The sequence below is a fragment of the Pseudomonas sp. JQ170C genome, from assembly GCF_035581345.1.
Lineage (GTDB): Bacteria > Pseudomonadota > Gammaproteobacteria > Pseudomonadales > Pseudomonadaceae > Aquipseudomonas.
In genome coordinates, this window is sequence record NZ_CP141608.1 from 1,364,432 (window position 1) to 1,386,897 (window position 22,466).

Consider the following 22,466-nt stretch of genomic DNA (forward strand, 5'->3'; position numbering starts at 1 on the left):
CCCGTGGGTCTCAGGTGACCTTCAGCGCTTCACGGGCGTGTTGTGTGGTGTGCATCGGCTGGGGTTTCGCCCAGTTTTCCGACAGGTTGATGAAGTCCACCAGTTCGCGTAGACGCCCTTGATCACGGCCGTTGAAGGCAAATGTCAGACGGGTCAGGTGACTGAACCTGGCTTCATCGTGGTGCTCGCCCGCGTAGGCGTGCTGGTGATAGTGGCCACTGAGGCGCAGATCGGCGAACCCTTCCTGCAGATCGAACAGTGCAGCTTCGCTCAATGGGTGATGCATGCGGATCACGAATTGGTTCTTCAGCCAGCGGCTTGAATGATAGTTGCTGTAGAACTGGTTGATCTCTTCCACCGCCTCTTCGGCGCTGTGCACCAGGCGCAGGAGCTTCATGTCGCTAGGCAGGATGTAGCGGTTCTCTTCCAGTTGCCGGGTAATGAAGTTCAGGGCGTCCTGCCAGAAATTGCCACCGGGTGAATCCAGCAGCACTACAGGTACCAGTGGGCTCTTGCCGGTCTGGATCAGTGTGAGTACTTCCAAGGCTTCATCCAGGGTGCCGAAACCTCCAGGACAGAGCACCAGCGCGTCGGCTTCCTTGACGAAGAACAATTTGCGAATGAAGAAGAAGTGGAAGGGCAGCAGTTTGTCTGTGCCGTCCACCGTGGCATTGGCATGCTGCTCGAACGGCAGGGTGATATTGAATCCCAGGCTGTGGTTGACCCCTGCGCCTTCGTGGGCGGCGGCCATGATGCCGCCGCCGGCGCCGGTAATGACCATCAGGTTGGAGCGTGCCAGTGTCGCACCCAGCTCCCTGGCCAGTGCATACATGGGGTGTTCGACCGGAGTGCGGGCTGAACCAAAGACAGTGACCTTGCGCCGCCCCTTGTACTGCTCCAGGGTCCGAAACGCATGGTCCAGTTCACGCAGGGCTTGTAGTGTGATCTTGGCATTCCAGCGGTTGCTGTCGTCGTGGGCCATGCGCAGGACGGTCAGCATCATGTCGCGGTACAGCGGTAGGTTGGGACTGTCGGGGGCAACCAGCGTCAGTTGTTCTTCCAGTTTGCTCAGGTCAATCCCGTTGTTCTTGAAGTGACTCGACAGCAATTCATTCGGTTGATAAGGCATTCAACGTCTCCTTCTGCAGCAAAACCTCTGACCGGACGTGATGTATTGTCCGGCCGCGACACTGCGTGTGTCGCTGGCTGCCGTGGCTCGAGTGTGCGCCCCGAGCATTGCAGTAGACCTGCAAGGTCTCAATGCAGTGATGATGAGTGTTCAGTCGTTTTTATTCGGTAATGCAGAGATGGCCCGTCGGCAGTCGCCCCCTCCTGTTACGTGCCTGGAAAGCAGCGGGCACTTGCTATCAATCTAGACCCTGCGGGATGTTTGTGCCCGAAGGTTCTCCAGGATGGCAGACAAGGATGACGGGGCGTGCAGCGCCATTCGTCAGCCGGGATCCAACCCGTGCGAGGGTCTGGTTAACTGGAGTTCACAGCGACTGAAGCGGTGCGGGAGGCATGGCACATGCAACGGCTGAATCTGGAACTGGAACCACAGTTGTTCGAGTTGCTCGAACGTGCGGCCCAGGCCAATAACCTGAGTCTTGAAGAGGAGTGCCTGCGTCGCCTGGGGGGAGGGGATCGGCACTCACGTTACATTCAGGCCCTGGTGGCAGAGCTGCGCGCCGATGAAAAGCAGCGGCGCGACAGTGAACAAGTGGCGTAGGCCTACTTGGTGGTCTTGATACCGCAGCTGGCGGCATTGAAGGCCTGCTCGCTGACCGGGCGATTTGTCTTGTACTCGGTAAAGCGGTAGGTCAGCACCGCGCCTTTGGCCATCAACTGGCGAAAGCCTGTGTTCTTGCACACGCTGTCACCCAATTGGCTGCGGACCCGATTCGGGTCGGCCTGCATCTTCGCGGCGTGGCTGGGAAGCACGCTCAGGTGGTTGATCAGTTGCTTGCCCTCGACGGTATAACCCTGGTCGAGGATGTCTTCATTAATCGCTCGCGGCGTGCCCACGCTGCTTTCCGTAGCTACTTTTTGCAGCATCTTGCTCAGTTCGTACTCCTGCTTGGAGGCAGCATTGGCCGCCAGGGGCAGGGCGAGCAACAGGCTCAAGGACGGGGCGATGAAACGCAGCATGAATTTCTCCTGGTTCGGTAACTGGCGATTGGACCGGCAACTGCGCGCGGTGTTCCGTCACGGCGTAGTGGCGGTGCCAGTGGGTAGCGACAGGACGTGGATTATAGGGGAGTCGGCACTGTGGCTGCACGGCAATTACCGTCTGCCCGTAGGCAGGCTCTGATAAACTAGCCCGGTTTTTCTGTCTTGCTGAGTCTGTGCAGTGCCATCCCTTTCCTGTCTATGTAGTCTGCTGCCATGAGCCATGCCGTATCGCGGCTGCGCGCCGAGCGCCTGGCGCGCAGTGTCAAACCTTTCGTTGCACGCGGTTCACGAGCGCCACGCTGCCCGCAGTGTCGGGTGGTGTTCAGCCATTGCCTGTGTGCCTGGCGGCCGCGGGTGCCATCCGACTCGGCCATGTGCCTGCTGATGCATGACACCGAACCATTGAAGCCAAGCAACACGGGGTGGTTGATTGCTGACCTGATTGCCGATACGTCGGCATTCGGCTGGCAACGTACCTCCGTGGACGAGACCCTGTTGGCATTGCTAGACCAACCGCATTGGCAACCCTACATCGTATTCCCCGGTGAATTTGTCGCGCCGGAGCGGGTAGTCAATGAAGTGGTGCGTGAGCCTGGCAAGCGGCCGTTGTTCATCCTGCTGGATGCCACCTGGACCGAGGCTCGCAAGATGTTTCGCAAAAGCCCGTATCTGGAGCGATTCCCGGTGCTGAGCCTGCAGCCTGAGCAGATCTCGCGTTATCGCCTGCGCCGCTCCAAGCGCGACGATCATTTCTGCACCGCCGAGGTGGCCGCCATGTGCCTGGAGCTGGCCGGTGACCAGCGCGCCGCCGAAGCGCTGGATGCCTACCTTGACGTATTCAGTACCCACTATCTCAGCGCCAAGCACCAATGGGCTATTGATGAAGGGGATGCGGTGCATCAGCGCTTGCATACCTTCCTATAGTACAAGGGGCAGGTGTTGCACATTGGGTCATAATAGGCAGGCCGACGTCCAAGGCGCACCTGTAGCGACCGGGCAATCAACTTGACCACCCGGTCGTGGCTGGGCATTCTTGGCGCCGATTCAGGCCGGTACAAGGTTTGAAACACTGTTTTCCCGACCTTGAAAAGCCTTTTGGGTGCGCGGCAGTGCCGCCAGCACCTTGAGTTGCCCGCCAGGCGCCTATTCTTCCTCCCTGCGCCTGCACAGAACAGGATCATTAGATCGATGGCCACGTACGAAATCCTGATTGCCGATGACCACCCACTGTTTCGCAGCGCGCTGCGCCAGGCTGTAACCCTCGGCCTGGGGCCTGATGTGCGCCTGGTTGAGGTGGCGAGCATCGCCGAACTGGAAACGCGCCTCACCGAGAAGTCCGACTGGGACCTGGTGTTGCTGGACCTCAACATGCCGGGCGCCTACGGTTTTTCCGGGCTGGTGCTGTTGCGCGGCCAGTACCCGCAGATCCCGGTGGTGATGGTGTCGGCGCAGGAAGAAGCGTCGGTCGTGGTCAAGTCCCGCGAGTTTGGTGCCAGTGGTTTCATCCCCAAATCCAGTCCGCTGGAAGACATTCAGGATGCGGTGCGCAAGGTCCTGGATGGCGAGGTCTGGTGGCCGCCTCAGGCATTTGAAAAAGTGGATGTGTCCGCCGAAGCCAAAGCCGCGAGCGAGGGCCTGGCCAGCTTGACGCCCCAGCAGTTCCGGGTGCTGACCATGGTCTGTGAAGGCCTGTTGAACAAGCAGATCGCCTATGAGCTGAGCGTGTCGGAAGCCACGATCAAGGCGCACGTCACGGCGATATTCCGCAAACTGGGCGTGCGAACCCGGACCCAGGCGGCCTTGCTGCTGCAACAATTGGAATCGGTTTCCTCTAGTTAAGGCCAATGGCCTTCACGCTTTTTTTACCCAATTTCCCGTAGGCTTCAGCGCTTTTCAGCGGACGAACTAACTCTCTATGTCATCGCCTTTCAAGGGCCAGACCGGCCTCAAACGTATCCTCAACGCTGCCGGCTATTCGTTTGACGGTTTGCGCGCCGCGTTTACCGGCGAAGCGGCGTTCCGCCAGCTTGTGCTGCTCAACGTCGTGCTGATTCCGGTGGCGTTCTGGCTGGATGTCAGCCGTGCTGAACGCGCGATGCTGATTGCCGTGTGCCTGTTGGGATTGATCGTCGAACTGTTGAACTCGGCCGTCGAGGCGGCGATCGACCGGATTTCCCTCGACCGTCACCCCTTGTCCAAGAATGCCAAGGACATGGGCAGTGCCGCCCAGTTCGTGGCCCTCACCATGGTGGGGCTGGTCTGGGCGGTGATCCTGCTCTAGGCAATCGTCGGCAGGACGATTTCGTCGCTGCGCTGTACCCCTGCGGTGAAGCTGCGGCACAGTTCGAGGAACTCGCGCATGGCAGAGGTCTGGTACTTCTGTTTATGCCAGATGAAGTAGAACTGCCGGGCCAGGTCCAGGTCCGGCGTTTCCACTGCCACCAGGCTGCCGCGACGAAAGGCATCGCGCAGGGCCAGTCGCGAGATGCAGCCGATGCCCAGCCCGGATTCCACCGCGCGCTTGATTGCTTCGGTGTGTTCCAGTTCCAGGCGGATGTTCAGGTTGGAGCGGTGATGACGCATTGCCTGGTCAAAGGTCAGGCGCGTACCGGAGCCTTGTTCACGCAGAATCCAGGCCTCGCGGGTCAGTTCCTCCATGCTTGCCTGGCCACGGCGGGCCAGCGGGTGCTGCGGCGCGCAGAACACCACCAGTTCATCTTCGACCCAGGGCTGCACTTCCAGGTCCGGGTGGTTGCAGTCGCCCTCGATTAGACCCAGATCAATTTCATAGTGGGCGACTTGTTGCACGATATGCGCTGTGTTCTGCACATGGAGCTTGACCTGACTTTCCGGGTGGACCTGCATAAAACTGCCAATCAGCAGTGTGGCCAGGTAGTTGCCGATAGTCAGGGTGGCGCCGACCGCCAGCGAGCCGAAGCCGGACTTGCCGTTGAGCAGGTCTTCGATTTCTTTGGCCTGGTCGAGCAAGGCCACGGCCTGGGGCAGCAGTTGGTGACCCAGGGCGTTTAGGCTCAGCCGTTTGCCGGCGCGGTCGAACAGCTGGCAACTGGACTGGCGTTCAAGTTCGGTGATCGAAGTACTGGCGGCCGACTGCGATAGCGCCAGTATGCCCGCGGCGCGTGAGACGCTTTGGTACTGGGCTACGGCGACGAACACCTGGAGCTGACGAAGGGTAAATCGCATATCTATATAACCGATAAGACATATCTTGATAATTCATTTAACAGATATTGTCGCTCGCACTAAACTATCGCGCAATCGCGCTCTAGGTTAGCGCTGCGTTTTATTTCAGGAGCCCGTACATGAGCAACATGAACCACGAACGTGTCCTCAGTGTTCACCACTGGAATGACACCCTGTTCAGCTTCAAGTGCACCCGCGATCCGGGCCTGCGCTTCGAGAACGGTCAGTTCGTGATGATCGGTCTGCAACAGGACAACGGTCGACCGCTCATGCGTGCCTACTCGATCGCAAGCCCGAACTGGGAAGAGCATCTGGAGTTCTTCAGCATCAAGGTGCCGGACGGCCCGCTGACCTCGCAGCTGCAGCACCTGAAGGAAGGTGATGAAATCATCATCTCCAAGAAGCCTACCGGCACCCTGGTACTGGATGACCTGAATCCGGGGAAACACCTGTACCTGCTGAGCACCGGTACCGGCCTGGCGCCCTTCATGAGCGTCATTCAGGATCCGGAAACCTACGAGCGCTTTGAAAAAGTGATCCTGGTTCACGGTGTCCGTTACGTCAACGAAGTCGCTTACCGTGAGTTCATCACCGAGCACCTGCCGCAGAACGAGTTCTTCGGCGACGCGCTGCGTGACAAGCTGATCTATTACCCAACCGTGACCCGTGAGCCGTTCGAGAATCAGGGCCGTCTTACCGACCTGATGCGCAGCGGCAAGCTGTTCAGCGACATCGGTCTGCCACCGATCAATCCGCAGGACGACCGTGCGATGATCTGCGGTAGCCCAAGCATGCTCGACGAGACCAGCGAAGTGCTCGACAGCTTCGGCCTGAAAATCTCGGCCCGTATGCGTGAGCCAGGTGACTACCTGATCGAACGTGCGTTCGTTGAGAAGTAATCGACGCTGAAACAAAAAAGCAGGCCTAGGCCTGCTTTTTTTATGCCCGCGGCTACAGGACCACTTCCAGTACGGTGATCTGGTCGGGTTGCGGGTAGTGCCAGCGCACCTGTACATCCCAAAGCTTGACGCCGTACACGCGCTCGGGTGGTGGGACCTGGTACGCCGGGCGCGGGTCTTGTGCCAGGCATTGCTCGATCAGCTCCACCAGCGGCTCTCCAAGGCGAAGGGCGTGCTCACGAGCTTGGGGCAGGGCGTTGTCGCTCCACGTCACCGCAATCGGTTCAGGCGGCGCACTGGCCATCTGGTTGGTCGCTGCGGCGACTGCATCGGCGTAAGGCACATAGGGCTTGATGTCGATGACCGGTGTGCCGTCGAGCAGGTCGATCCCCGACAGCAGCAGGCGTCCGGCTTCGACCTTTTCCAGGCGTACGACGGACTGGCCAATGCCGTTGGGGCGATGCGTGGCCCGGGTGGCGAACACGCCCATGGAGGTGTTGCCGCCCAGGCGCGGCGGGCGCACCTTGAGCCGTGGCTTGTCTTCCAGGGCCTGGTGGAACAGGAACAGCAGCCAGACATGGCTGACCTGCTCAAGCCCCGCCACGGCGTCACCGCTGTTGAATGGCGGTACCAGTTCCAGGACCCCGCGCGCTGCGGGCGCCAGCTGAGGCTGGCGCGGGATGGCGAACTTTTCCTTGAAGCAGGAACGGACGAAGCCGACCGGTGCGACGCTGTAGTTCATCGTTGGCTCAGCCACGGACTCGCAGGGTCAGCCCCTTGAGGAAGTTGCGCAGCAGTTGGTCGCCGCAGGGACGGTAGTTGTTGTGGCCGACCTTGCGGAACAGGGCGCTGAGCTCCGGTTTGGACACCGGGAAATCGGCAGCCTTGAGAATGGCGTGCAGGTCATCTTCCTTCAGCTCGAAGGCCACCCGCAGCTTCTTCATGATGATGTTGTTGGTCACTGGCAGTTCGACCGGCAGCGGCGGGCGGCTGTCGTCCTTGCCACGCTTGAAGATCACCAGGCCATCGAGAAAATGCGCGATGACTTCGTCGGGGCAGCGCACGAAGCCTTCTTCGTCTTCTTTCTTGAGGTAGGACGCGATGTCGTCGATGGCGACCTCGTAGCCGCTCAGCTTGATGATATCGGTCAGCTTGGCGTCATTGACGTCGAGCAGGTAGCGCAGGCTGCGCAGTACATCGTTGTGAATCATGGTGACAATCCTGTTCGGGGTGCCGCCAGGGTGGCGGCACCTTGTTGCTAGAATCTTTCGCTGGTTGCAAGGTAGCGCCACTGGCCCAGGGGCAGCTTGCTCATGGCGACGCCGCCCAGGCGAATCCGGCGCATGCTCACCGGGGTGACGCCGACACTGCTGCACAGCAGGGCGATCAGGCCGGGTTGCGGGTTCTTGAGGACCATGCGCAGGCGCGTTTCGTTCTGCCAGCTGGCTTTGATCTTCGGTAGCTCATTGCCCTTCCAGTTGAGCCCGCGATTGAGTCGCTCCAGGCCGTGGGCGATCATCTGGCCACTGACTTCGACGATGTACTCCTGCTCAAGCTTGGCCAGGTCGGCGTTGAGCTTGCGGGTCACTCGCCAGTCCTGGGTAAACACCTGCAGGCCGCTGGCGCCTTGTTGCAAGGGGGCCGCGCAGCTCAGGCGGGCAAAGTGGCCCTTGAGTGGGCGTCGGCCTTCACGGTGGGCTTCAGACAGGCTGTCGGCACTGATGCTGTGGCAGGCGCTGTCGATATCGAGATCGGCGGGCTGGTGGAGCAGCAGGGTGACCGGCTCCAGGGCTTCGGCGCGGGCACCGGCCTGCAGTTCGACTTTTTGCCCGGCTACTTTGAATTGCGGCTCGTCGACCACCGCGCCATCCACGGTGACCCAGCCGCCTTCGATGTACAGCTCGGCCTCCCGTCGGGAGCAGCCGACCAGTTCAATAAGGCGTTTGGAAAGGCGAATGGGTTCAGACATGACGACAGCCGTAGGCACAGGGAAAGGTGCCTATTGTAACCGCCTGGGCAGGGCCTGGGCCGGCTACATTCGCCCATCGGGCCATTAATCTGTGATTTCGCGGCATTTCAGAAAAGTACGACGCCTTCTGTCAGCCAATCTGCGCCGTCTTCGTTTGAATTAGCCTCAGATGCAGCAAGGGATAGGGCTGGCCCATGCCATCCGTTTCCGAGCGTCCGACAACCTCGAATCCCTGACACAGGTAGAAGCCTACTGCCTGGGTGTTCTGTTCGTTGACGTCGAGTTGAACGGCATTGAGTTCATCAATGGCATAGCGCAGCAAGCGTTTGCCCAGGCCCTGGCCGCGTGTCGCCGGATCGACGAAAAGCATTTCCACGCGACCGGCGGCAACCCCGGCAAAACCGGTGATCCGTTGGCGGGCATCGCGACAACAGATCAACATCACTGCATCCAGGTACTGGTTGAGCAGCAGCTCTCGTAACAGGCAGATGTAGCTGTCGGGAAGAAAATCATGGGTAGCGCGCACTGACGCTTCCCAGACCCGAGCCAGTTCCGGGTAGTCGTCAAACCTGGGGGTGTGGATGCCGTTGTGCCTGTACATCGCGTGATCTCCTTGGGCAACAGACAGAACGATAGTTGCAAAAAAAAGCCCCGCCAGGGACGGCAGGGCTATTTTTCAGCGGCGTGGCCTCAGACGGGCTCAGCCCACAGGTCGTATTCGTCGGCATCGACGACTTTGCAGCGGACCTTGTCGCCTGGCTTGAAGCCGTGGTCACCGTCGATGAACACGTTGCCATCGATTTCCGGTGCATCGAAGAAGCTGCGGCCTACCGAGCCTTGTTCTTCGACTTCGTCGATCAGCACTTCGATTTCCCGGCCGATACGCAGTTGCAGGCGGGCGCTGCTGATGGCCTGCTGGTGCGCCATGAAGCGGTCCCAGCGATCCTGCTTGATGTCGTCCGGCACTTCGTCCAGGCCCAGGTCATTGGCCGGGGCACCTTCCACTGGCGAGTACTGGAAGCAGCCGACGCGGTCGAGCTGGGCTTCGGTCAGCCAGTCGAGCAGGTACTGGAAGTCTTCCTCGGTCTCGCCCGGGAAGCCGACAATGAAGGTGGAGCGAATGATCAGGTCCGGGCACTGTTCGCGCCATTTCTTGATGCGCGCCAGGGTGCGGTCTTCAAAAGCTGGACGCTTCATCGACTTCAGTACCTTGGGGCTGGCGTGCTGGAAGGGGATATCCAGATACGGCAGGATCTTGCCGGCCGCCATCAGCGGGATCACGTCGTCTACGTTCGGGTAGGGGTAGACGTAGTGCAGGCGCACCCAGGCGCCCAGGCTGCTCAAGGCTTCGCACAGTTCGAGCATGCGGGTCTTGACCGGGCGACCGTTCCAGAAGTCGGTCTTGTACTTGACGTCCACGCCGTAGGCGCTGGTGTCCTGGGAGATCACCAGGATTTCCTTGACCCCAGCCTTCACCAGGCGCTCGGCTTCGCTGAGCACTTCCCCGACCGGGCGGCTGACCAGCTTGCCGCGCATCGACGGGATGATGCAGAAACTGCAGCTGTGGTTGCAGCCTTCGGAAATCTTCAGGTAGGCGTAGTGGCGCGGGGTCAGCTTGACGCCCTGTGGCGGCACCAGGTCGATCAGCGGATTGTGGTCCTTGCGTGGTGGTACCACTTGGTGGACGGCAGTGACCACCTGCTCGTACTGCTGCGGGCCGGTGACAGCCAATACGCTTGGGTGTACGTCGCGGATATTGCCTTCTTCGACACCCATGCAGCCGGTGACGATGACCTTGCCGTTTTCCTTGATGGCTTCGCCGATCACTTCCAGGGACTCGGCCTTGGCGCTGTCGATGAAGCCGCAGGTGTTGACCACCACCACATCGGCATCCTGATAGGTGGGCACGACTTCATAGCCTTCCATACGCAGCTGGGTCAGGATGCGCTCGGAATCGACCAGGGCCTTGGGGCAACCCAGGGAAACGAAGCCGACCTTGGGCGTGGTGGGCGTAGGGGTGGTGGACATGACTAACCTCGGTATTGATGAGCTTGCCGGGCAGGTGGGCCGGGCAACCTTTGGTGGGCGTTTGGGGCGCCTCTGATCAAAAAGTGCGCAATTCTAGCGAGCGCAAAGTCACTTGACCAGCAGAAATGCGACGAACGCTCAGCTATGCTTCGCGGCGATAGGCCTGTGTTTGTCTCAAGAGTCTAGATTGCAGGAGTAATGGATGGTTCAGGCAAGCAATCAGGCAGAATCCGGGCAATCGGCGGCAAAGCCGATTGGCCTGCTGGTGGCTGCAGTGGGGGTGGTTTACGGCGATATCGGCACCAGTCCCTTGTACACCCTCAAGGAAGTGTTCTCCGGTGACTACGGTGTACCGGTGAACCACGACGGGGTACTGGGCATCCTGGCCCTGATCTTCTGGTCACTGATCTGGGTGGTCTCGATCAAGTACATGGTTTTCATCCTGCGCGCCGACAACCAGGGCGAGGGTGGCACCATGGCGCTCACCGCCCTGGCCAGGCGTGCGTCGGCGCCTTATCCCAAACTGCGTGCGGTCATGGTGGTGTGCGGCCTGATCGGCGCGGCGCTGTTCTATGGCGACAGCATGATCACCCCGGCCATTTCCGTGCTGTCGGCCGTTGAGGGTATGGAGTTGGCCTTCGACGGCATTGATCACTGGGTCGTGCCGGTGGCGCTGGTGGTGCTGGTAGGCCTGTTCCTTATCCAGAAGCACGGCACGGCGCGCATCGGTATTTTCTTCGGACCAGTGATGGTCACCTGGTTCGTGGTGCTGGGGGCGTTGGGCGTGCTTGGCATTCTCCAGAGCCCTGAAGTGCTCAAGGCGCTCAATCCGATGTGGGCGGTGCGCTTCTTTATTGTCCATCCGGGCATGGGTGTGACGATCCTCGGCGCTGTCGTCCTGGCCTTGACCGGTGCCGAGGCGCTGTACGCCGACATGGGTCACTTTGGCCGTAAGCCGATTGCCCGGGCCTGGTTCATCCTGGTCCTGCCAGCCCTGGTGCTCAATTACTTCGGCCAGGGTGCCTTGCTGCTGCAGAACCCTGAAGCGGCGCGCAATCCCTTCTATCTATTGGCGCCGGGCTGGGCGCTGATACCGTTGGTCGGTCTCTCTACCCTGGCCACGGTGATCGCCTCCCAGGCGGTGATCTCCGGTGCCTTCTCCCTGACACGCCAGGCAATCCAGCTTGGCTACGTGCCGCGCATGCAGATCCAGCACACCTCCAGCGACGAGCAAGGGCAGATCTACATCGGGGCGGTGAACTGGGCGTTGATGGTCGGTGTGGTCTTGCTGGTGCTGGGCTTCGAGTCGTCCGGAGCGCTGGCCTCGGCCTATGGGGTGGCGGTGACGGGCACCATGCTGATGACGACGATTCTGGTGTCCACGGTAATGCTGTTGCTGTGGAAGTGGCCACCGGTGCTGGCGGTGCCCGTGCTGCTCGGCTTCCTGTTTGTCGACGGCTTGTTCTTTGCTGCGAACGTTCCGAAAGTGGTGCAGGGCGGGGCGTTTCCGGTGTTGGCGGGGTTGGTGTTGTTCGTGCTGATGACCACCTGGAAGCGCGGCAAGCAGATACTGGTCGAGCGCCTGGATGAAGGCAGCCTGCCGCTGCCGCTGTTTATCGGCAGTATTCGTGTGCAGCCGCCGCACCGGGTCGAGGGCACTGCAGTGTTCCTCACGGCGCGACCGGACGCCGTCCCCCATGCCTTGTTGCACAACATGCTGCACAACCAGGTCTTGCACAATCAGGTGGTGCTGCTGACGGTGGTCAGCGAAGACATGCCGCGGGTGCCGGCGCAGCAGCGTTTCGAGGTCGAGACGTATGGTGAAGGGTTCTACCGGGTGCTGCTGCACTTTGGCTTCATGGACGAGCCGGATGTACCGGCGGCGTTGAAGCTGTGTCATCTGGAGGGGCTGGACTTCAGTCCGATGCGAACCACGTTCTTCCTGAGTCGCGAGACGGTCATCCCCTCGCGTCTGGTAGGCATGTCGCATTGGCGGGCGACGCTGTTTGCGTTCTTGTTGAAGAATGCCAACGGCAACCTGCGATTCTTCAACCTGCCGTTGAATCGGGTGATCGAGCTGGGCACTCAGGTCGAGATCTGAGGGTTACTGCCAGAGCGGGCTTGCGCCGCGATGAGGCTCCTAAAGCGAGCACATCATCGCGGGGCAAGCCCGCTTCTGTTTGGGTTCAGTTTTGGGTGGCGACGCTGGTTTTACCCTGGCGGTTCTCGATATCGCCGATCAGGCGCTTGGCCAGGGCCGGGTAGTTTTCGTCGAAGTGATGCCCGCCCGGCAGTTTCAGGCGCTCGCCCACCGCGGTGTGATCGGTACAGCCGCTTTCATCGGCTTCTTCCTCGCCATAGATGCACACCACCTTGGACGCTGGCAGCTTGGCCATTTCCGGCCCGGTAGGGGCCTCTTTGCCGGCATTGCCCAGCCAGCCTTCGACTTCAATCTCGAAGCTGCCACTGCGGGCAAAGGCCAGCAGGATCACCGCGTCGATACGCTTCTGGTCTTCCTCCGGCAGGCGGTTGTAGATGGCGGGCAACACATCGGCGCCGAAGGAGTAGCCGGTCAGTACAAAGCGTTTGGTACCCCATTTTTGCCGGTAATGCTGCATCAACTCCGACAGGTCGATTGCGCTCTGTTCGGGTGTCTTGTGTTGCCAGTAGTAGCGCAGGGTGTCGATGCCGACCACCGGGTAACCCAGTTTGGCCATTTCGCCTGCCACGTCGCGGTCAAGGTCTCGCCAGCCGCCGTCGCCCGATAAGAACAGGGTGACCGTGTCGGTGGTTTGGCCGGCCGGGACTTCCACCACCGGGATGCTCATGGCGTTGCCGTCTTCACCTACCAGGGCCTGGGTCAGTTGTGCCTTGAGCACCTGAGGCAGGTGAATGTCGTAGTCGCTGATGCTGGTTTCGGCATTGGGCTGGTCGCGCACGAAGGCGGCGCTGGCGTCATCCGGGTTGTCGTTCCAGGCCACGCTCCAGTGACCATGGGCGGCCGATTTGGGCAGGGGGGTGGCGCAACCGGGGCGCTCGACGGTGAAATCCACCGAGATGGCCTGGGCCTTGTCGTTACTCTGGTTTGCCAGCCAGCTCCAGGCTTGTGCAGCGCCTGGGCCGATACCTGCCACCAGGGTTGCCGGGCCGTTGAGCTGCTGCAGGGCTTGCTGCAGGGCGGTTTGCTGCAAGGCGCAATCGGCTGGGGGCAGGATGACCTGGACCATCTGCGCTTCACCGCTCTGGCTCAGGTTCAGCAGTTGTTTGTCTGTGAGGGCCTGGTCCTGGGGGACGGCAATGGCGACGAGCGCCTTGGCGCGCGAGCCAGGGTTGACCCGGGTCAGGCTGCTGCCATCGCTCAGGGTCAGGTGCTCAAGGCTGGGCTCGGGCGCCGGGCGCGTCCATAACCAGAAGACCAGGGTAGAGGCGAGCAGGCCCAGGATCAGGATTACCAGTAGGTACAGCCAGTAGCGTCGAATCATCAGCGTTTCACCAATCCGGTCAGGCCGCCTGCGATCAGGGCGGCAGTATCGGCCAGTGCCACCAATGGATCGAGTCCGGCAGGCACGGCCATGTAGCGGGGTTCCCAGTCGGGCTGGAATTTGTCCTTGAAGCGGCGCAGGCCCTGGAAGTTGTAGAGCTGCTCGCCACGCTGGAACACCATCGAACCCAGGCGTTGGGTCAGGGGCGCGCCACGGCGCGGTTGCAGTCCCGACAGGGGCACCATGCCCAGGCTGAAGCGGCCGTAACCCTGGGCCTTATAGTGTTGGATCAGGCCGATCATCATGAATTCCATGGTCAGCTTCGGCGCCTGGGGGTGGGCGCGCATCAGGTCGAGGCTGGCCAGTTCCCGGCTGTGGGTTTGAAGCAGGTTGGCAAAGGCCACCGGGCGGCCCTCGAAGCGGATGATTGCGATGGGAAAGTGCTGCAGGTACTCGGGGCTGAAGCGGCCGAGGGAAAAGCCTTTCTCGCGCACGTTCTTGCCGCTCAGCCAGGCATCGGAAATGACCTTGAGTTCTTCGAGCGGTGCTTGCCCCGGCTCATGCACTTCCAGGCTCAAGCCGTCGCGCCCGCCGCGATTCCAGGTGTAGCGCAAATCCTTCATCTCCTTGCCCTTGGCTTCCAGATCGAAACGGTTGAGATCGACCCGGGCCTCCTCCCCCAACTTGATCGCGGTCAGGCCGATGTCCATGTAGAACGGCAGGTTCTCGGCGCGCACCTGGTAGAACACAGGGCGGGCATGGTGAACGTCGCACAGGTCGCGGAACTGCCAGATCATTTCGGCGCGCTTGTGGGGCGGGCCGATCGGGTCGTACAGGGCGACCAGGCTGCGCCCGCGACGGGCATACATAAGAAAGGCATCATCATCGGGGTGGAACAGCAGGGCCTTGTCGCCGGTCAGGGCCAGGCCGCCATCGGGCTGGTCCGAAGCCTGGAGAATACGGCTGGCCCGTTGCAGCTCTTCAGCATTGGGCAAGTGGATCACCGGGCGTGCGGTGCGCAGCAACCAGGTCAATGCAACCACCACCAGCAATACCGCGCTACCCAGTGCCGAGCGCAGCCCGCGTGGCGCGTCGGCATCCAGGGTGAATTGCCACCACAGTTGATGGCTGTAGGGCACGTCCTGATAAGCGAACAGCAACAGCCAGATCGAGGCGCCAATGACGCACGCACTGGCTGCCAGGTAAACCGGTGAGAACGGCAGTTCCAGCAGGCGGCTAGGGCGATAGAACGAGCGGCGAAACAAGGCCAGCAGGCAGGCTGTGAAGGTGAGGATGGTGGCTTCTTCCCAGTCGAAACCCTTGAGCAGCGAGAGCAGGGCGCCCACCAGCAGCAAGATGGTGGTCAGCATCCAGGCGGCAGACAGGCGTCGGCGCAGGCCTTGGGCCAGCAGGAGGCACAGCACGCCTATCAGGCTGGCGCCAAAATGCGAGGCGTCAATCAGCCGATGGGGGATAAGAAAACCCAGGTGCTCCAGGCGCCCATCGATTTCCGGCGTGGCGCCGGAGAAAAGCAGGACCACGCCGGAGAGGAACACCAGCACTGCCAGCACCGGTGCCGCCAACCCGGAAGCGGCCTTGATGGCCTGGCGAGCAACGATAAAGCGTTGAGCTTCATTCACCAGCAGTACCACGCAGGCCAGCAGCAATGGCATGACCACGTAGATCAAGCGGTACAGCAACAGTGCGGCCGCCAGCGGCGCAGCGCCAAGCTGATCGGCGAAGGCGGCCAGTAGAATCGCTTCAAACACCCCGACGCCGCCAGGAACATGGCTAAGCACGCCGGCGGCCAACGCCAGCAGGTACACCAGCAGGAAGGCCCCGAAGGGCGGCGCTTCAGGCAGCAGCAGGTACAGCACGGTCGCGGCAGCGGCAACGTCCAGGGCGGTGATCAGGAGTTGCAACAAGGTCAGGCGGGCGCCGGGCAGGCTCAAGGTGCGTCGACCCACGCGTATCAGCAGGCTGTCTACCCGGGGTTGTTCCGGCAGGCGTCGGCGGTAAAGGCCGTAGACCAGCAGTGCGGCCAGCCCCAATACCGTTAGCGCAATCCCGGCCAGCAGGGATGGGGGCATGTGCAGCGCGATGGCTGTAGCGGGCAGGTTGCTCAATGTCGCCAGGGCGGCCAGCGGTGGTAGCGCGCAGCCCAGTGACAGGCTGGCGAACAGAGTCATGCGCGCCACTTCGGCAGCCCCGACACCCTGTCGGGCATACAGCCGGTAACGCACTGAGCCACCGGAGAGCAGCGACAAGCCGATGGCGTTACCAATGGCAAAGGCGCTGAAGCCCCCCATGATCAGTGTGCGGGCGGGCAGATCGACAGCGGCGTAGCGGCTGGCCGACCACTCGTAACCCAGCAGGATAATGAAGCCAACGACCGTAGCTAGCACTGCTCCGGCCAGGGCAGAGGGGGGCACGCTGAGCAGCGAGTCATGCAGGGCGTAGATGTCCAGCTCGCTCAACAGGTGACGGCAGGCGATCAGGGCAATGGTGAACAGCAACAAGGTGACGGCCAGGCCGATCGGTTGCCGGTAGCGGCTCACGCGGTCAAGCCAGCGCAGGTGCTGGACGGCATTGGGCAATGCAGTGGTGACGGGAGTTTCTGTTTCAGACGTCTGGGTGCGCATCAATCACCTCGTGGGTGGTGAGCGCCAGGATGAACGTATCCAGCCAAGGTACCAATCCCTATGGAAAGTAGTGGCCGCTATGATCGGGCCGCTGCCTGCATTGAGGATAGTTAAAGAATATTTATGTTGCCGCCGCAGGAGGGCCGAAGGGGAGTTGCTGAATCGCAGATGCAAAAAAGGCCACTTTTTGCAAAGTGGCCTTTTCTGTTGTTTGGTTGCGGGAGCCGGATTTGAACCGACGACCTTCGGGTTATGAGCCCGACGAGCTACCAGACTGCTCCATCCCGCGTCTGATGTGGCGGATTCTACAGCGTTTGGGAAAGCTGTCAACGCTTAATTGTTGATTTACAATAATTTTCTGCCTGGGCACTTTCTTCAGGCAAAGAAAAAGGCCACTCGTTAGAGTGGCCTTTCTTTGAATCTGGTTGCGGGAGCCGGATTTGAACCGACGACCTTCGGGTTATGAGCCCGACGAGCTACCAGGCTGCTCCATCCCGCGCCTGTGAGATCGAATTCTACAGTGATGCGCTGGAGTGTCAAGCGCTGATTTAAAGAAATCCTTTTTTCTTCAAATGCTTAGCGCGATCGATGGGTGCTGCAGGGCAGCTGCGCCGGGGCTTGCAGGGTAAAAATGTGTATGTTTATCCAGTGCCTGTGGTGCGTATGGCGTATCGGAATGAGATACTGCCTACATAACCTGCCAACTGTGCCTACGATTGACGATGTCCCAGCGCAAGATCATCCACATAGATTGCGACTGCTTTTATGCCGCCATTGAAATGCGCGACGACCCGCGTCTGGCCGGGCGTCCGTTGGCAGTGGGAGGGTCGGCTGAGCGGCGTGGGGTGATTGCCACCTGCAACTATGAAGCGCGTGCCTATGGCGTGCGTTCGGCGATGTCGTCCCGGCACGCCCTCAATCTCTGTCCTGATCTGCTGATCGTCAAGCCGCGCATGGATGCCTATAAAGAAGCATCGCGCGAGATCCATGCGATTTTTCGCGACTACACCGATTTGATCGAGCCGTTGTCACTGGATGAGGCCTACCTGGATGTGTCGGACAGTTCATGGTTTGCGGGCAGCGCCACGCGCATCGCCGCCGACATCCGTCGCCGGGTGGCCCAGCAACTGCACATCACCGTGTCGGCCGGTGTGGCGCCGAACAAGTTCCTGGCCAAGATCGCCAGCGACTGGCGCAAGCCCAATGGCTTGTTTGTGGTGACGCCTGATCAAGTCGAGGATTTTGTCGCAGCGTTACCGGTCAGCAAGTTGCACGGAGTAGGCAAGGTGACTGCCGACAAGCTCGGCCGCCTGGGCATCATCAATTGCCTGGACTTGCGTGACTGGACGCGCTTGGCCCTGGCCCGTGAATTCGGCAGTTTTGGCGAGCGGTTGTGGGGGCTGGCGCGAGGAATCGACGATCGCCCTGTGCACAACGACAGTCGCAGGCAGTCGGTGAGTGTTGAAAACACCTACGACACAGACTTGCCCGACCTGGCCAGTTGCCTGGAGAAACTGCCTGAGCTGCTGGAAACCCTGGCGGGGCGCATGGCCCGTATCGATGACAGCTACCGGCCGGGCAAGCCATTCGTCAAAGTGAAGTTTCACGACTTTACCCAGACCACCCTTGAGCAAGCCGGGGCAGGGCGGGACCTTGGCAGTTACCAGCTATTGCTGAGCCAGGCGTTCGCTCGGGGGAGCAAGCCGGTACGGTTGTTGGGGATCGGCGTGCGTTTGCAGGATTTGCGCGGTGGTCATGAACAGCTGGAGTTGTTTGGCCGCGACTGAATAAAAAAACGCCAGCAAGCTGGCGTTTTTCAAGTGCGGGGGAACTCAGTGTACGCCAGGGTCGGCGACCAGGCGGCCGGCATCCTTGGTCAGGGACTGAAGAAACTCCTGCTGCAGTTCCGGATCGTTGCGCGTCAGCTCGATCAGGCTCTGCTCCAGTTCACTGGCTTCTTCTTCCAGGCCCAGTTCCGACAGGCGCTTGACCCGATGGACCCACTGGCTGACTTCATCGTCTTCCAGGTCGTCGAAGATCAGGTCGTGAGCTTCCACCAATTTGCCGCGTAGAGCGCTGCTGATCAGTAGGCTGGCGTCACCGCGCACGTTGTTGTCTTCATCGGCCACTTGCAGGTGCAGGGTGCCGATATGGGTCAGGTTCTGCTCGGTGAATGGACTGTCGAGCAAGTTCAGGTGCAGTACGCCGTTGCGGTCGGTGGTCAGGGTATGGCTGACCTTGCCAGCCTTGACTTCGACCGGGCGGTCGCTCCACGGCAGGCTGGTGTACTCCTGGCGTTTGTCCTTCTGTACCTCGGTGATCCCGGCAAGGTTCTGCTGGGCGCGGCCATTGGACTGAGTATTCATCAGCGGGTTAAGCCCATCGACGCCATAGCTCAACCAGTCATGCGTCACGCTTTCAGGCAAATTGCCCAAGGCAAAGATGTTGACTACGTTGGCGCCGACGCCGGCGACCACTGCCACCGCGCCCAGAGGGATCTCGTAGACTTCCCGCCAGGGCTGGTAAGGCGTGTAGCGATCATAACGACGCGTCACCTCGAACTCGGTAACTTCGAAGTTCTTCTGTTCGTTGATGCGCACACGCCGTTGCGGTAGCTCGAGTACCTTGGGGTCCCCGACATCGATCTGCAGGCTATGTTCGAGCAGCTTGCGCTCGATGCGTTCCTCATGCTCGCTGCGCTGGGACATCTGGTTGGCGCAGCCGCTGAGCAACAGGGCACCGCACAGTGCGGTGCCCCCCAGGGTAAAGGTACTTCGCTTGAACATGATTACTCTTGCGTTAGCTTAGCGACGGATGCGGGCTTGCAGGAAGGACAGCACCTCGGCCAGTGGCAGCGGTTGCGCGTCACGCTCCTTGCGGTGCTTGTATTCCAGGTTGCCTTCGGCCAGGCCGCGATCGCTGATCACGATCCGATGCGGGATGCCGATCAGTTCCATGTCGGCAAACTTGATCCCAGGGCTGGTTTTCTTGTCGCGGTCGTCCAGCAGTACTTCGAAACCGGCGGCGGTCAGCTCGGCATAGAGCTTGTCGGTGGCTTCGCGAACCTGTTCGGTTTCGTAGCGCAGCGGAACCAGGGCGATCTGGAACGGGGCCAGGGTGTCGCTCCAGATGATGCCGTTCTCGTCGTAGTTCTGCTCGATGGCGGCAGCCACCACGCGGGATACGCCAATACCGTAGCAACCCATGCTCAGGGTTACCGGCTTGCCGTTCTCGCCCAGTACCTGGCACTTGAGCGCTTCGCTGTACTTGGTGCCCAGCTGGAAGATGTGCCCGACTTCAATGCCGCGCTTGATCACCAGGGTGCCTTTACCGTCCGGGCTTGGGTCGCCTTCAACGACGTTGCGCAGGTCGGCAACCTCAGGAACAGGCAGGTCGCGCTCCCAGTTGACGCCAAAATAGTGCTTGTCGTCGACGTTGGCGCCGATGCCGAAATCGCTCATCAATGCGACCGAGCGGTCGATGATGCATGGCAGTGGCAGGTTCAGCGGGCCGAGGGAGCCTGCGCCAGCGCCAATGGCGGTGCGCAGTTCTTCATCGGTGGCCATGACCAGCGGGCTGGCAACTTGTGGCAGGTTGGCGGCCTTGATTTCGTTCAGTTCGTGGTCGCCACGGACGATCAGGGCAATCAGCTTGCCTTCTTCGGCAGCGCGGACGATCAGGGTCTTGACGGTCTTTTCGACCGGCAGGCTGTAGTTTTCCACCAGTTGCGCGATGGTCTTGGCATCGGGTGTATCGACCAGGCGCAGCTCTTCGGTCGGCGCAGGGCGCACGGTTTCCCGAGGAATGGCTTCGGCTTTCTCGATGTTGGCGGCGTAGTCGGAGCTGTCGCTGAAGATCACGTCGTCTTCACCGGACTCGGCCAGTACATGGAATTCGTGGGAGTAGCTGCCACCGATGGAGCCGGTGTCAGCTTGCACTGGGCGGAAATCCAGGCCCAGGCGGGTGAAGATATTGCTGTAGGCCAGGTGCATGCGGTCGTAGGTTTCCTGCAGGGAAGCCTGGTCGGCATGGAAGGAGTAGGCGTCCTTCATGATGAACTCGCGGCCGCGCATCAAACCGAAGCGCGGACGGATCTCGTCACGGAATTTGGTCTGGATCTGGTACATGTTCAGCGGCAGCTGTTTATAGCTGTTGAGCTCGTTGCGGGCCAGGTCGGTGATCACTTCTTCGTGGGTCGGGCCCACGCAGAAGTCGCGACCGTGGCGGTCTTTCAGGCGCAGCAACTCAGGGCCGTACTGTTCCCAGCGGCCGGACTCCTGCCACAGTTCGGCAGGCTGGATGCTGGGCATCAACACTTCCAATGCACCGGCGGCGTTCATTTCCTCGCGCACCACCGTTTCGACCTTGCGCATCACCCGAAGGCCCATCGGCAGCCAGGTATAAAGGCCGGAGGCGAGTTTGCGGATCATGCCGGCGCGCAGCATGAGCTGGTGGCTGATGACCACCGCGTCGGACGGGGTTTCTTTCTGGGTAGCGAGCAAATATTGACTGGTGCGCATGGTAGGCCGTTGTCGGTTGCTTAAGACTTTAAATGACCCCGCATTGTACGGGGGCGATTCGGTGGCGTACAGGATGCCGGAGCACGAAGGTGTTGTCAGCCCGAATCGAGACAAGAAAAAGCCCGGCGGTGCCGGGCTTTTTCGTACTGAAGATACTGAAAGCCTAGGGCTTACAGGATGCTCAGTGGGTACTCGACGATCAGGCGCAGTTCGTCGATGGATGGCGAACCGTAGTAAACGCCGTCTGCAGAGCGGTAGGTGGCCTGACGGACACGGAAGCTCAGGTCCTTGGCTGGGCCTTCTTGCAGGACATACTTGGCTTCGATGTCGCGTTCCCATTCCTTACCGTTGGTGGTGCCTTCGACGTTGGCGCCTTCACCGGTAACGTAACGTGCCATGAAGCTCAGGCCTGGTACGCCGTAGCTGGCCATGTTCAGGTCGTAACGAGCCTGCCAGGACTTTTCGTCTTCGGCGTTGAAGTCGGAACGGGCCACGGAGTTGGCCAGGAAGATGGTGCCGCCACCATCCACGCCATAGGCGTAGTCACCGTCACCGGTAATTTGCTGGTGGGCAATGGTGAAGGTGTGGGCGCCGATGTTGTAGGCAGCCGAGAGGCTGTAAGCCTGGTTGTCCAGCTCGGTTTCACCGTCAAAGGTGCGAACCAGGCCAGCGCCGTCGCTCTTGGTGTCATAGAAGTTGACGTCGAAGACCAGGCCTTGATCATCACTGATAGGCAGCGCCCAGTTGATGTTGGCGTAGTACTTGCGCCAGTAGTCTTCTACTTTCGAGTAGTACAGGCTGGTGCTGAGGTTGTCGGTGAAGGCGTAGGTACCGCCGAACACGTCAGCCTTGGTCAGGTGCAGGCTGTCGCGGAAGGTCTGGGCTTGAGCGTTCAGGCCGGTGAAGTGACCAGCGTGCAGGGTCAGGCCTTTGATCTCATCCATGGTGATGAGTGCGCCTTCGGCAACTTCTGGCAGCAAGCGGCTGTCGTCAGTGGCCAGGACTGGCAGTGCGGTGAATTGGTTACCGACTTTCAGGACGGTGTCGGAGATGCGCAGTTTGACCGCGCCGCCACCTTCGGAGTAGTCATCTTGCGAGCGACCGTCGGAGCCTTCCGGGAACAGGCCGGTGCCGGCGCGACCCTTGCCGCTGTCCAGTTTCAGGCCCAACATGCCGATGGCGTCGACACCGAAGCCGACGACGCCTTGAGTGAAGCCCGACTCGTAGGTGCCGAGGAAGCCCAGACCGGTTTCTTCTACGCGGCTTTGCGCGCCGTTAGGAACGTTGCGGAAGTCACGGCTGAAATACAGCATGCGGGTTTTGACATTGAGCTTGCTGTCTTCGATAAAACCTTTGGACTCATCCTGAGAAGAGGCCACAGCCATCTGCGAGGTGCCTGCTGCAACAGCCAGGGCGATAATGCTCCACTTCATCACGCGCATCGTGATTTGCTCCTTTGGTTTTTAGGAAGAGTACTGCCGTCGCCGATTGGTTTTTTTATGCGGCGCGGCTCTTTCTTTTTGTGTCGGCGGAAATGTATATCACGCAGA

The 22,466-nt window shown here is 60.6% G+C and carries 21 protein-coding genes and 2 tRNA genes; 8 read left to right on the forward strand and 15 right to left on the reverse strand.

What is annotated here, in order from left to right; all coding sequences use genetic code 11:
* Window positions 1–10: 10 nt before the first annotated feature.
* Complete coding sequence (locus tag U9R80_RS06195) at window positions 11–1,129, reverse strand: LOG family protein (RefSeq protein ID WP_301837197.1); 1,119 nt, start codon at window positions 1,127–1,129, stop codon at window positions 11–13.
* Window positions 1,130–1,528: 399 nt separating this feature from the next.
* On the opposite strand from U9R80_RS06195, the gene U9R80_RS06200 reads away from it, so the two are divergent.
* The gene (locus tag U9R80_RS06200; protein ID WP_301837196.1) at window positions 1,529–1,729 is read left to right on the forward strand and encodes a hypothetical protein; all 201 of its coding nucleotides are present in this window, start codon (window positions 1,529–1,531) and stop codon (window positions 1,727–1,729) included.
* 2 nt (window positions 1,730–1,731) lie between these two features.
* On the opposite strand, the gene U9R80_RS06205 is transcribed toward U9R80_RS06200, so the two are convergent.
* Window positions 1,732–2,148 (reverse strand): quorum-sensing-regulated virulence factor family protein, encoded by a 417-nt coding sequence (locus U9R80_RS06205; RefSeq protein ID WP_301837195.1) that lies wholly within the window; start codon window positions 2,146–2,148, stop codon window positions 1,732–1,734.
* On the opposite strand from U9R80_RS06205, the gene U9R80_RS06210 reads away from it, so the two are divergent.
* From U9R80_RS06210 to U9R80_RS06225, 4 genes are all read left to right on the forward strand, one after another.
* Window positions 2,147–2,311, forward strand: a complete 165-nt coding sequence (locus U9R80_RS06210) for a hypothetical protein (protein WP_301837194.1) — start codon at window positions 2,147–2,149, stop codon at window positions 2,309–2,311. The two genes, U9R80_RS06205 and U9R80_RS06210, sit on opposite strands and share 2 nt — an antisense overlap.
* Before the next feature lie 74 nt (window positions 2,312–2,385).
* Window positions 2,386–3,096, forward strand: coding sequence for a tRNA-uridine aminocarboxypropyltransferase (locus U9R80_RS06215; RefSeq protein WP_301837193.1), 711 nt, complete (start codon window positions 2,386–2,388; stop codon window positions 3,094–3,096).
* Window positions 3,097–3,360: 264 nt separating this feature from the next.
* Entirely contained in the window at window positions 3,361–4,011 is a 651-nt protein-coding gene (gene erdR, locus U9R80_RS06220; protein WP_028943045.1) for a response regulator transcription factor ErdR, read from the forward strand.
* Between the two features lie 76 nt (window positions 4,012–4,087).
* Window positions 4,088–4,453: a diacylglycerol kinase gene (locus U9R80_RS06225; RefSeq protein WP_301837191.1), complete on the forward strand. Its 366-nt coding sequence runs from the start codon at window positions 4,088–4,090 to the stop codon at window positions 4,451–4,453.
* On the opposite strand, the gene U9R80_RS06230 is transcribed toward U9R80_RS06225, so the two are convergent.
* Window positions 4,450–5,376: a LysR family transcriptional regulator gene (locus tag U9R80_RS06230; RefSeq protein WP_301837190.1), complete on the reverse strand. Its 927-nt coding sequence runs from the start codon at window positions 5,374–5,376 to the stop codon at window positions 4,450–4,452. The genes U9R80_RS06225 and U9R80_RS06230 overlap by 4 nt on opposite strands.
* A gap of 119 nt (window positions 5,377–5,495) precedes the next feature.
* Here U9R80_RS06230 and fpr point away from each other — a divergent pair, with 119 nt between their 5' ends.
* A complete protein-coding gene (fpr, locus tag U9R80_RS06235) occupies window positions 5,496–6,275 on the forward strand; it encodes a ferredoxin-NADP reductase (protein WP_301837189.1) in 780 nt (259 codons plus the stop codon).
* A 52-nt stretch (window positions 6,276–6,327) separates the two neighbouring features.
* Here the strand turns inward: fpr and tsaA are convergent, their stop codons facing one another.
* The 5 genes from tsaA to rimO all read right to left on the reverse strand — a co-directional run bounded on the left by tsaA (window position 6,328) and on the right by rimO (window position 10,272).
* The gene (gene tsaA / locus U9R80_RS06240) at window positions 6,328–7,017 is read right to left on the reverse strand and encodes a tRNA (N6-threonylcarbamoyladenosine(37)-N6)-methyltransferase TrmO (protein ID WP_301837188.1); all 690 of its coding nucleotides are present in this window, start codon (window positions 7,015–7,017) and stop codon (window positions 6,328–6,330) included.
* A 7-nt stretch (window positions 7,018–7,024) separates the two neighbouring features.
* Entirely contained in the window at window positions 7,025–7,486 is a 462-nt protein-coding gene (locus U9R80_RS06245) for a DUF1456 family protein (protein ID WP_028943050.1), read from the reverse strand.
* Between the two features lie 47 nt (window positions 7,487–7,533).
* Complete coding sequence (locus tag U9R80_RS06250; protein WP_301837187.1) at window positions 7,534–8,244, reverse strand: rRNA pseudouridine synthase; 711 nt, start codon at window positions 8,242–8,244, stop codon at window positions 7,534–7,536.
* Between the two features lie 130 nt (window positions 8,245–8,374).
* A complete protein-coding gene (locus U9R80_RS06255) occupies window positions 8,375–8,845 on the reverse strand; it encodes a GNAT family N-acetyltransferase (RefSeq protein ID WP_301837186.1) in 471 nt (156 codons plus the stop codon).
* Window positions 8,846–8,934: 89 nt separating this feature from the next.
* Complete coding sequence (rimO, locus tag U9R80_RS06260) at window positions 8,935–10,272, reverse strand: 30S ribosomal protein S12 methylthiotransferase RimO (RefSeq protein WP_301837185.1); 1,338 nt, start codon at window positions 10,270–10,272, stop codon at window positions 8,935–8,937.
* A gap of 202 nt (window positions 10,273–10,474) precedes the next feature.
* Between rimO and U9R80_RS06265 the strand changes: the two genes are divergently transcribed.
* Entirely contained in the window at window positions 10,475–12,373 is a 1,899-nt protein-coding gene (locus U9R80_RS06265) for a potassium transporter Kup (protein WP_301837184.1), read from the forward strand.
* Between the two features lie 85 nt (window positions 12,374–12,458).
* Here the strand turns inward: U9R80_RS06265 and U9R80_RS06270 are convergent, their stop codons facing one another.
* The 4 genes from U9R80_RS06270 to U9R80_RS06285 all read right to left on the reverse strand — a co-directional run bounded on the left by U9R80_RS06270 (window position 12,459) and on the right by U9R80_RS06285 (window position 16,895).
* Window positions 12,459–13,754: a virulence factor family protein gene (locus tag U9R80_RS06270; protein WP_301837183.1), complete on the reverse strand. Its 1,296-nt coding sequence runs from the start codon at window positions 13,752–13,754 to the stop codon at window positions 12,459–12,461.
* Window positions 13,754–16,396 (reverse strand): bifunctional lysylphosphatidylglycerol flippase/synthetase MprF, encoded by a 2,643-nt coding sequence (gene mprF / locus U9R80_RS06275; protein ID WP_301837182.1) that lies wholly within the window; start codon window positions 16,394–16,396, stop codon window positions 13,754–13,756. Before mprF ends, U9R80_RS06270 begins: the two co-directional genes overlap by 1 nt.
* A 212-nt stretch (window positions 16,397–16,608) precedes the next feature.
* A tRNA-Met gene (locus U9R80_RS06280) sits at window positions 16,609–16,685 on the reverse strand.
* Between the two features lie 133 nt (window positions 16,686–16,818).
* Window positions 16,819–16,895, reverse strand: a tRNA-Met gene (locus U9R80_RS06285).
* A 223-nt stretch (window positions 16,896–17,118) separates the two neighbouring features.
* Here U9R80_RS06285 and dinB point away from each other — a divergent pair.
* The gene (gene dinB, locus U9R80_RS06290; protein WP_301837181.1) at window positions 17,119–18,183 is read left to right on the forward strand and encodes a DNA polymerase IV; all 1,065 of its coding nucleotides are present in this window, start codon (window positions 17,119–17,121) and stop codon (window positions 18,181–18,183) included.
* 45 nt (window positions 18,184–18,228) lie between these two features.
* On the opposite strand, the gene U9R80_RS06295 is transcribed toward dinB, so the two are convergent.
* From U9R80_RS06295 to U9R80_RS06305, 3 genes are all read right to left on the reverse strand, one after another.
* Window positions 18,229–19,182, reverse strand: a complete 954-nt coding sequence (locus tag U9R80_RS06295) for a hypothetical protein (protein WP_301837180.1) — start codon at window positions 19,180–19,182, stop codon at window positions 18,229–18,231.
* Window positions 19,183–19,200: 18 nt separating this feature from the next.
* Complete coding sequence (locus tag U9R80_RS06300) at window positions 19,201–20,916, reverse strand: proline--tRNA ligase (protein WP_301837179.1); 1,716 nt, start codon at window positions 20,914–20,916, stop codon at window positions 19,201–19,203.
* 170 nt (window positions 20,917–21,086) lie between these two features.
* A complete protein-coding gene (locus U9R80_RS06305) occupies window positions 21,087–22,358 on the reverse strand; it encodes an OprD family porin (RefSeq protein WP_301837178.1) in 1,272 nt (423 codons plus the stop codon).
* Window positions 22,359–22,466: the final 108 nt, after the last annotated feature.

Bases quoted from the DNA above. Each gene is read 5' to 3' on its own strand.
- U9R80_RS06205 (WP_301837195.1), bottom strand. From the start codon at position 2,148: ATGCTGCGTTTCATCGCCCCGTCCTTGAGCCTGTTGCTCGCCCTGCCC.
- U9R80_RS06195 (WP_301837197.1), bottom strand. From the start codon at position 1,129: ATGCCTTATCAACCGAATGAATTGCTGTCGAGTCACTTCAAGAACAAC.
- U9R80_RS06245 (WP_028943050.1), bottom strand. From the start codon at position 7,486: ATGATTCACAACGATGTACTGCGCAGCCTGCGCTACCTGCTCGACGTC.
- tsaA (WP_301837188.1), bottom strand. From the start codon at position 7,017: ATGAACTACAGCGTCGCACCGGTCGGCTTCGTCCGTTCCTGCTTCAAG.
- U9R80_RS06210 (WP_301837194.1), top strand. From the start codon at position 2,147: ATGAATTTCTCCTGGTTCGGTAACTGGCGATTGGACCGGCAACTGCGC.
- U9R80_RS06300 (WP_301837179.1), bottom strand. From the start codon at position 20,916: ATGCGCACCAGTCAATATTTGCTCGCTACCCAGAAAGAAACCCCGTCC.
- U9R80_RS06265 (WP_301837184.1), top strand. From the start codon at position 10,475: ATGGTTCAGGCAAGCAATCAGGCAGAATCCGGGCAATCGGCGGCAAAG.
- U9R80_RS06215 (WP_301837193.1), top strand. From the start codon at position 2,386: ATGAGCCATGCCGTATCGCGGCTGCGCGCCGAGCGCCTGGCGCGCAGT.
- erdR (WP_028943045.1), top strand. From the start codon at position 3,361: ATGGCCACGTACGAAATCCTGATTGCCGATGACCACCCACTGTTTCGC.
- U9R80_RS06200 (WP_301837196.1), top strand. From the start codon at position 1,529: ATGCAACGGCTGAATCTGGAACTGGAACCACAGTTGTTCGAGTTGCTC.
- U9R80_RS06295 (WP_301837180.1), bottom strand. From the start codon at position 19,182: ATGTTCAAGCGAAGTACCTTTACCCTGGGGGGCACCGCACTGTGCGGT.
- U9R80_RS06270 (WP_301837183.1), bottom strand. From the start codon at position 13,754: ATGATTCGACGCTACTGGCTGTACCTACTGGTAATCCTGATCCTGGGC.
- U9R80_RS06255 (WP_301837186.1), bottom strand. From the start codon at position 8,845: ATGTACAGGCACAACGGCATCCACACCCCCAGGTTTGACGACTACCCG.
- rimO (WP_301837185.1), bottom strand. From the start codon at position 10,272: ATGTCCACCACCCCTACGCCCACCACGCCCAAGGTCGGCTTCGTTTCC.
- U9R80_RS06305 (WP_301837178.1), bottom strand. From the start codon at position 22,358: ATGCGCGTGATGAAGTGGAGCATTATCGCCCTGGCTGTTGCAGCAGGC.
- U9R80_RS06230 (WP_301837190.1), bottom strand. From the start codon at position 5,376: ATGCGATTTACCCTTCGTCAGCTCCAGGTGTTCGTCGCCGTAGCCCAG.
- dinB (WP_301837181.1), top strand. From the start codon at position 17,119: ATGTCCCAGCGCAAGATCATCCACATAGATTGCGACTGCTTTTATGCC.
- U9R80_RS06250 (WP_301837187.1), bottom strand. From the start codon at position 8,244: ATGTCTGAACCCATTCGCCTTTCCAAACGCCTTATTGAACTGGTCGGC.
- mprF (WP_301837182.1), bottom strand. From the start codon at position 16,396: ATGCGCACCCAGACGTCTGAAACAGAAACTCCCGTCACCACTGCATTG.
- U9R80_RS06225 (WP_301837191.1), top strand. From the start codon at position 4,088: ATGTCATCGCCTTTCAAGGGCCAGACCGGCCTCAAACGTATCCTCAAC.
- fpr (WP_301837189.1), top strand. From the start codon at position 5,496: ATGAGCAACATGAACCACGAACGTGTCCTCAGTGTTCACCACTGGAAT.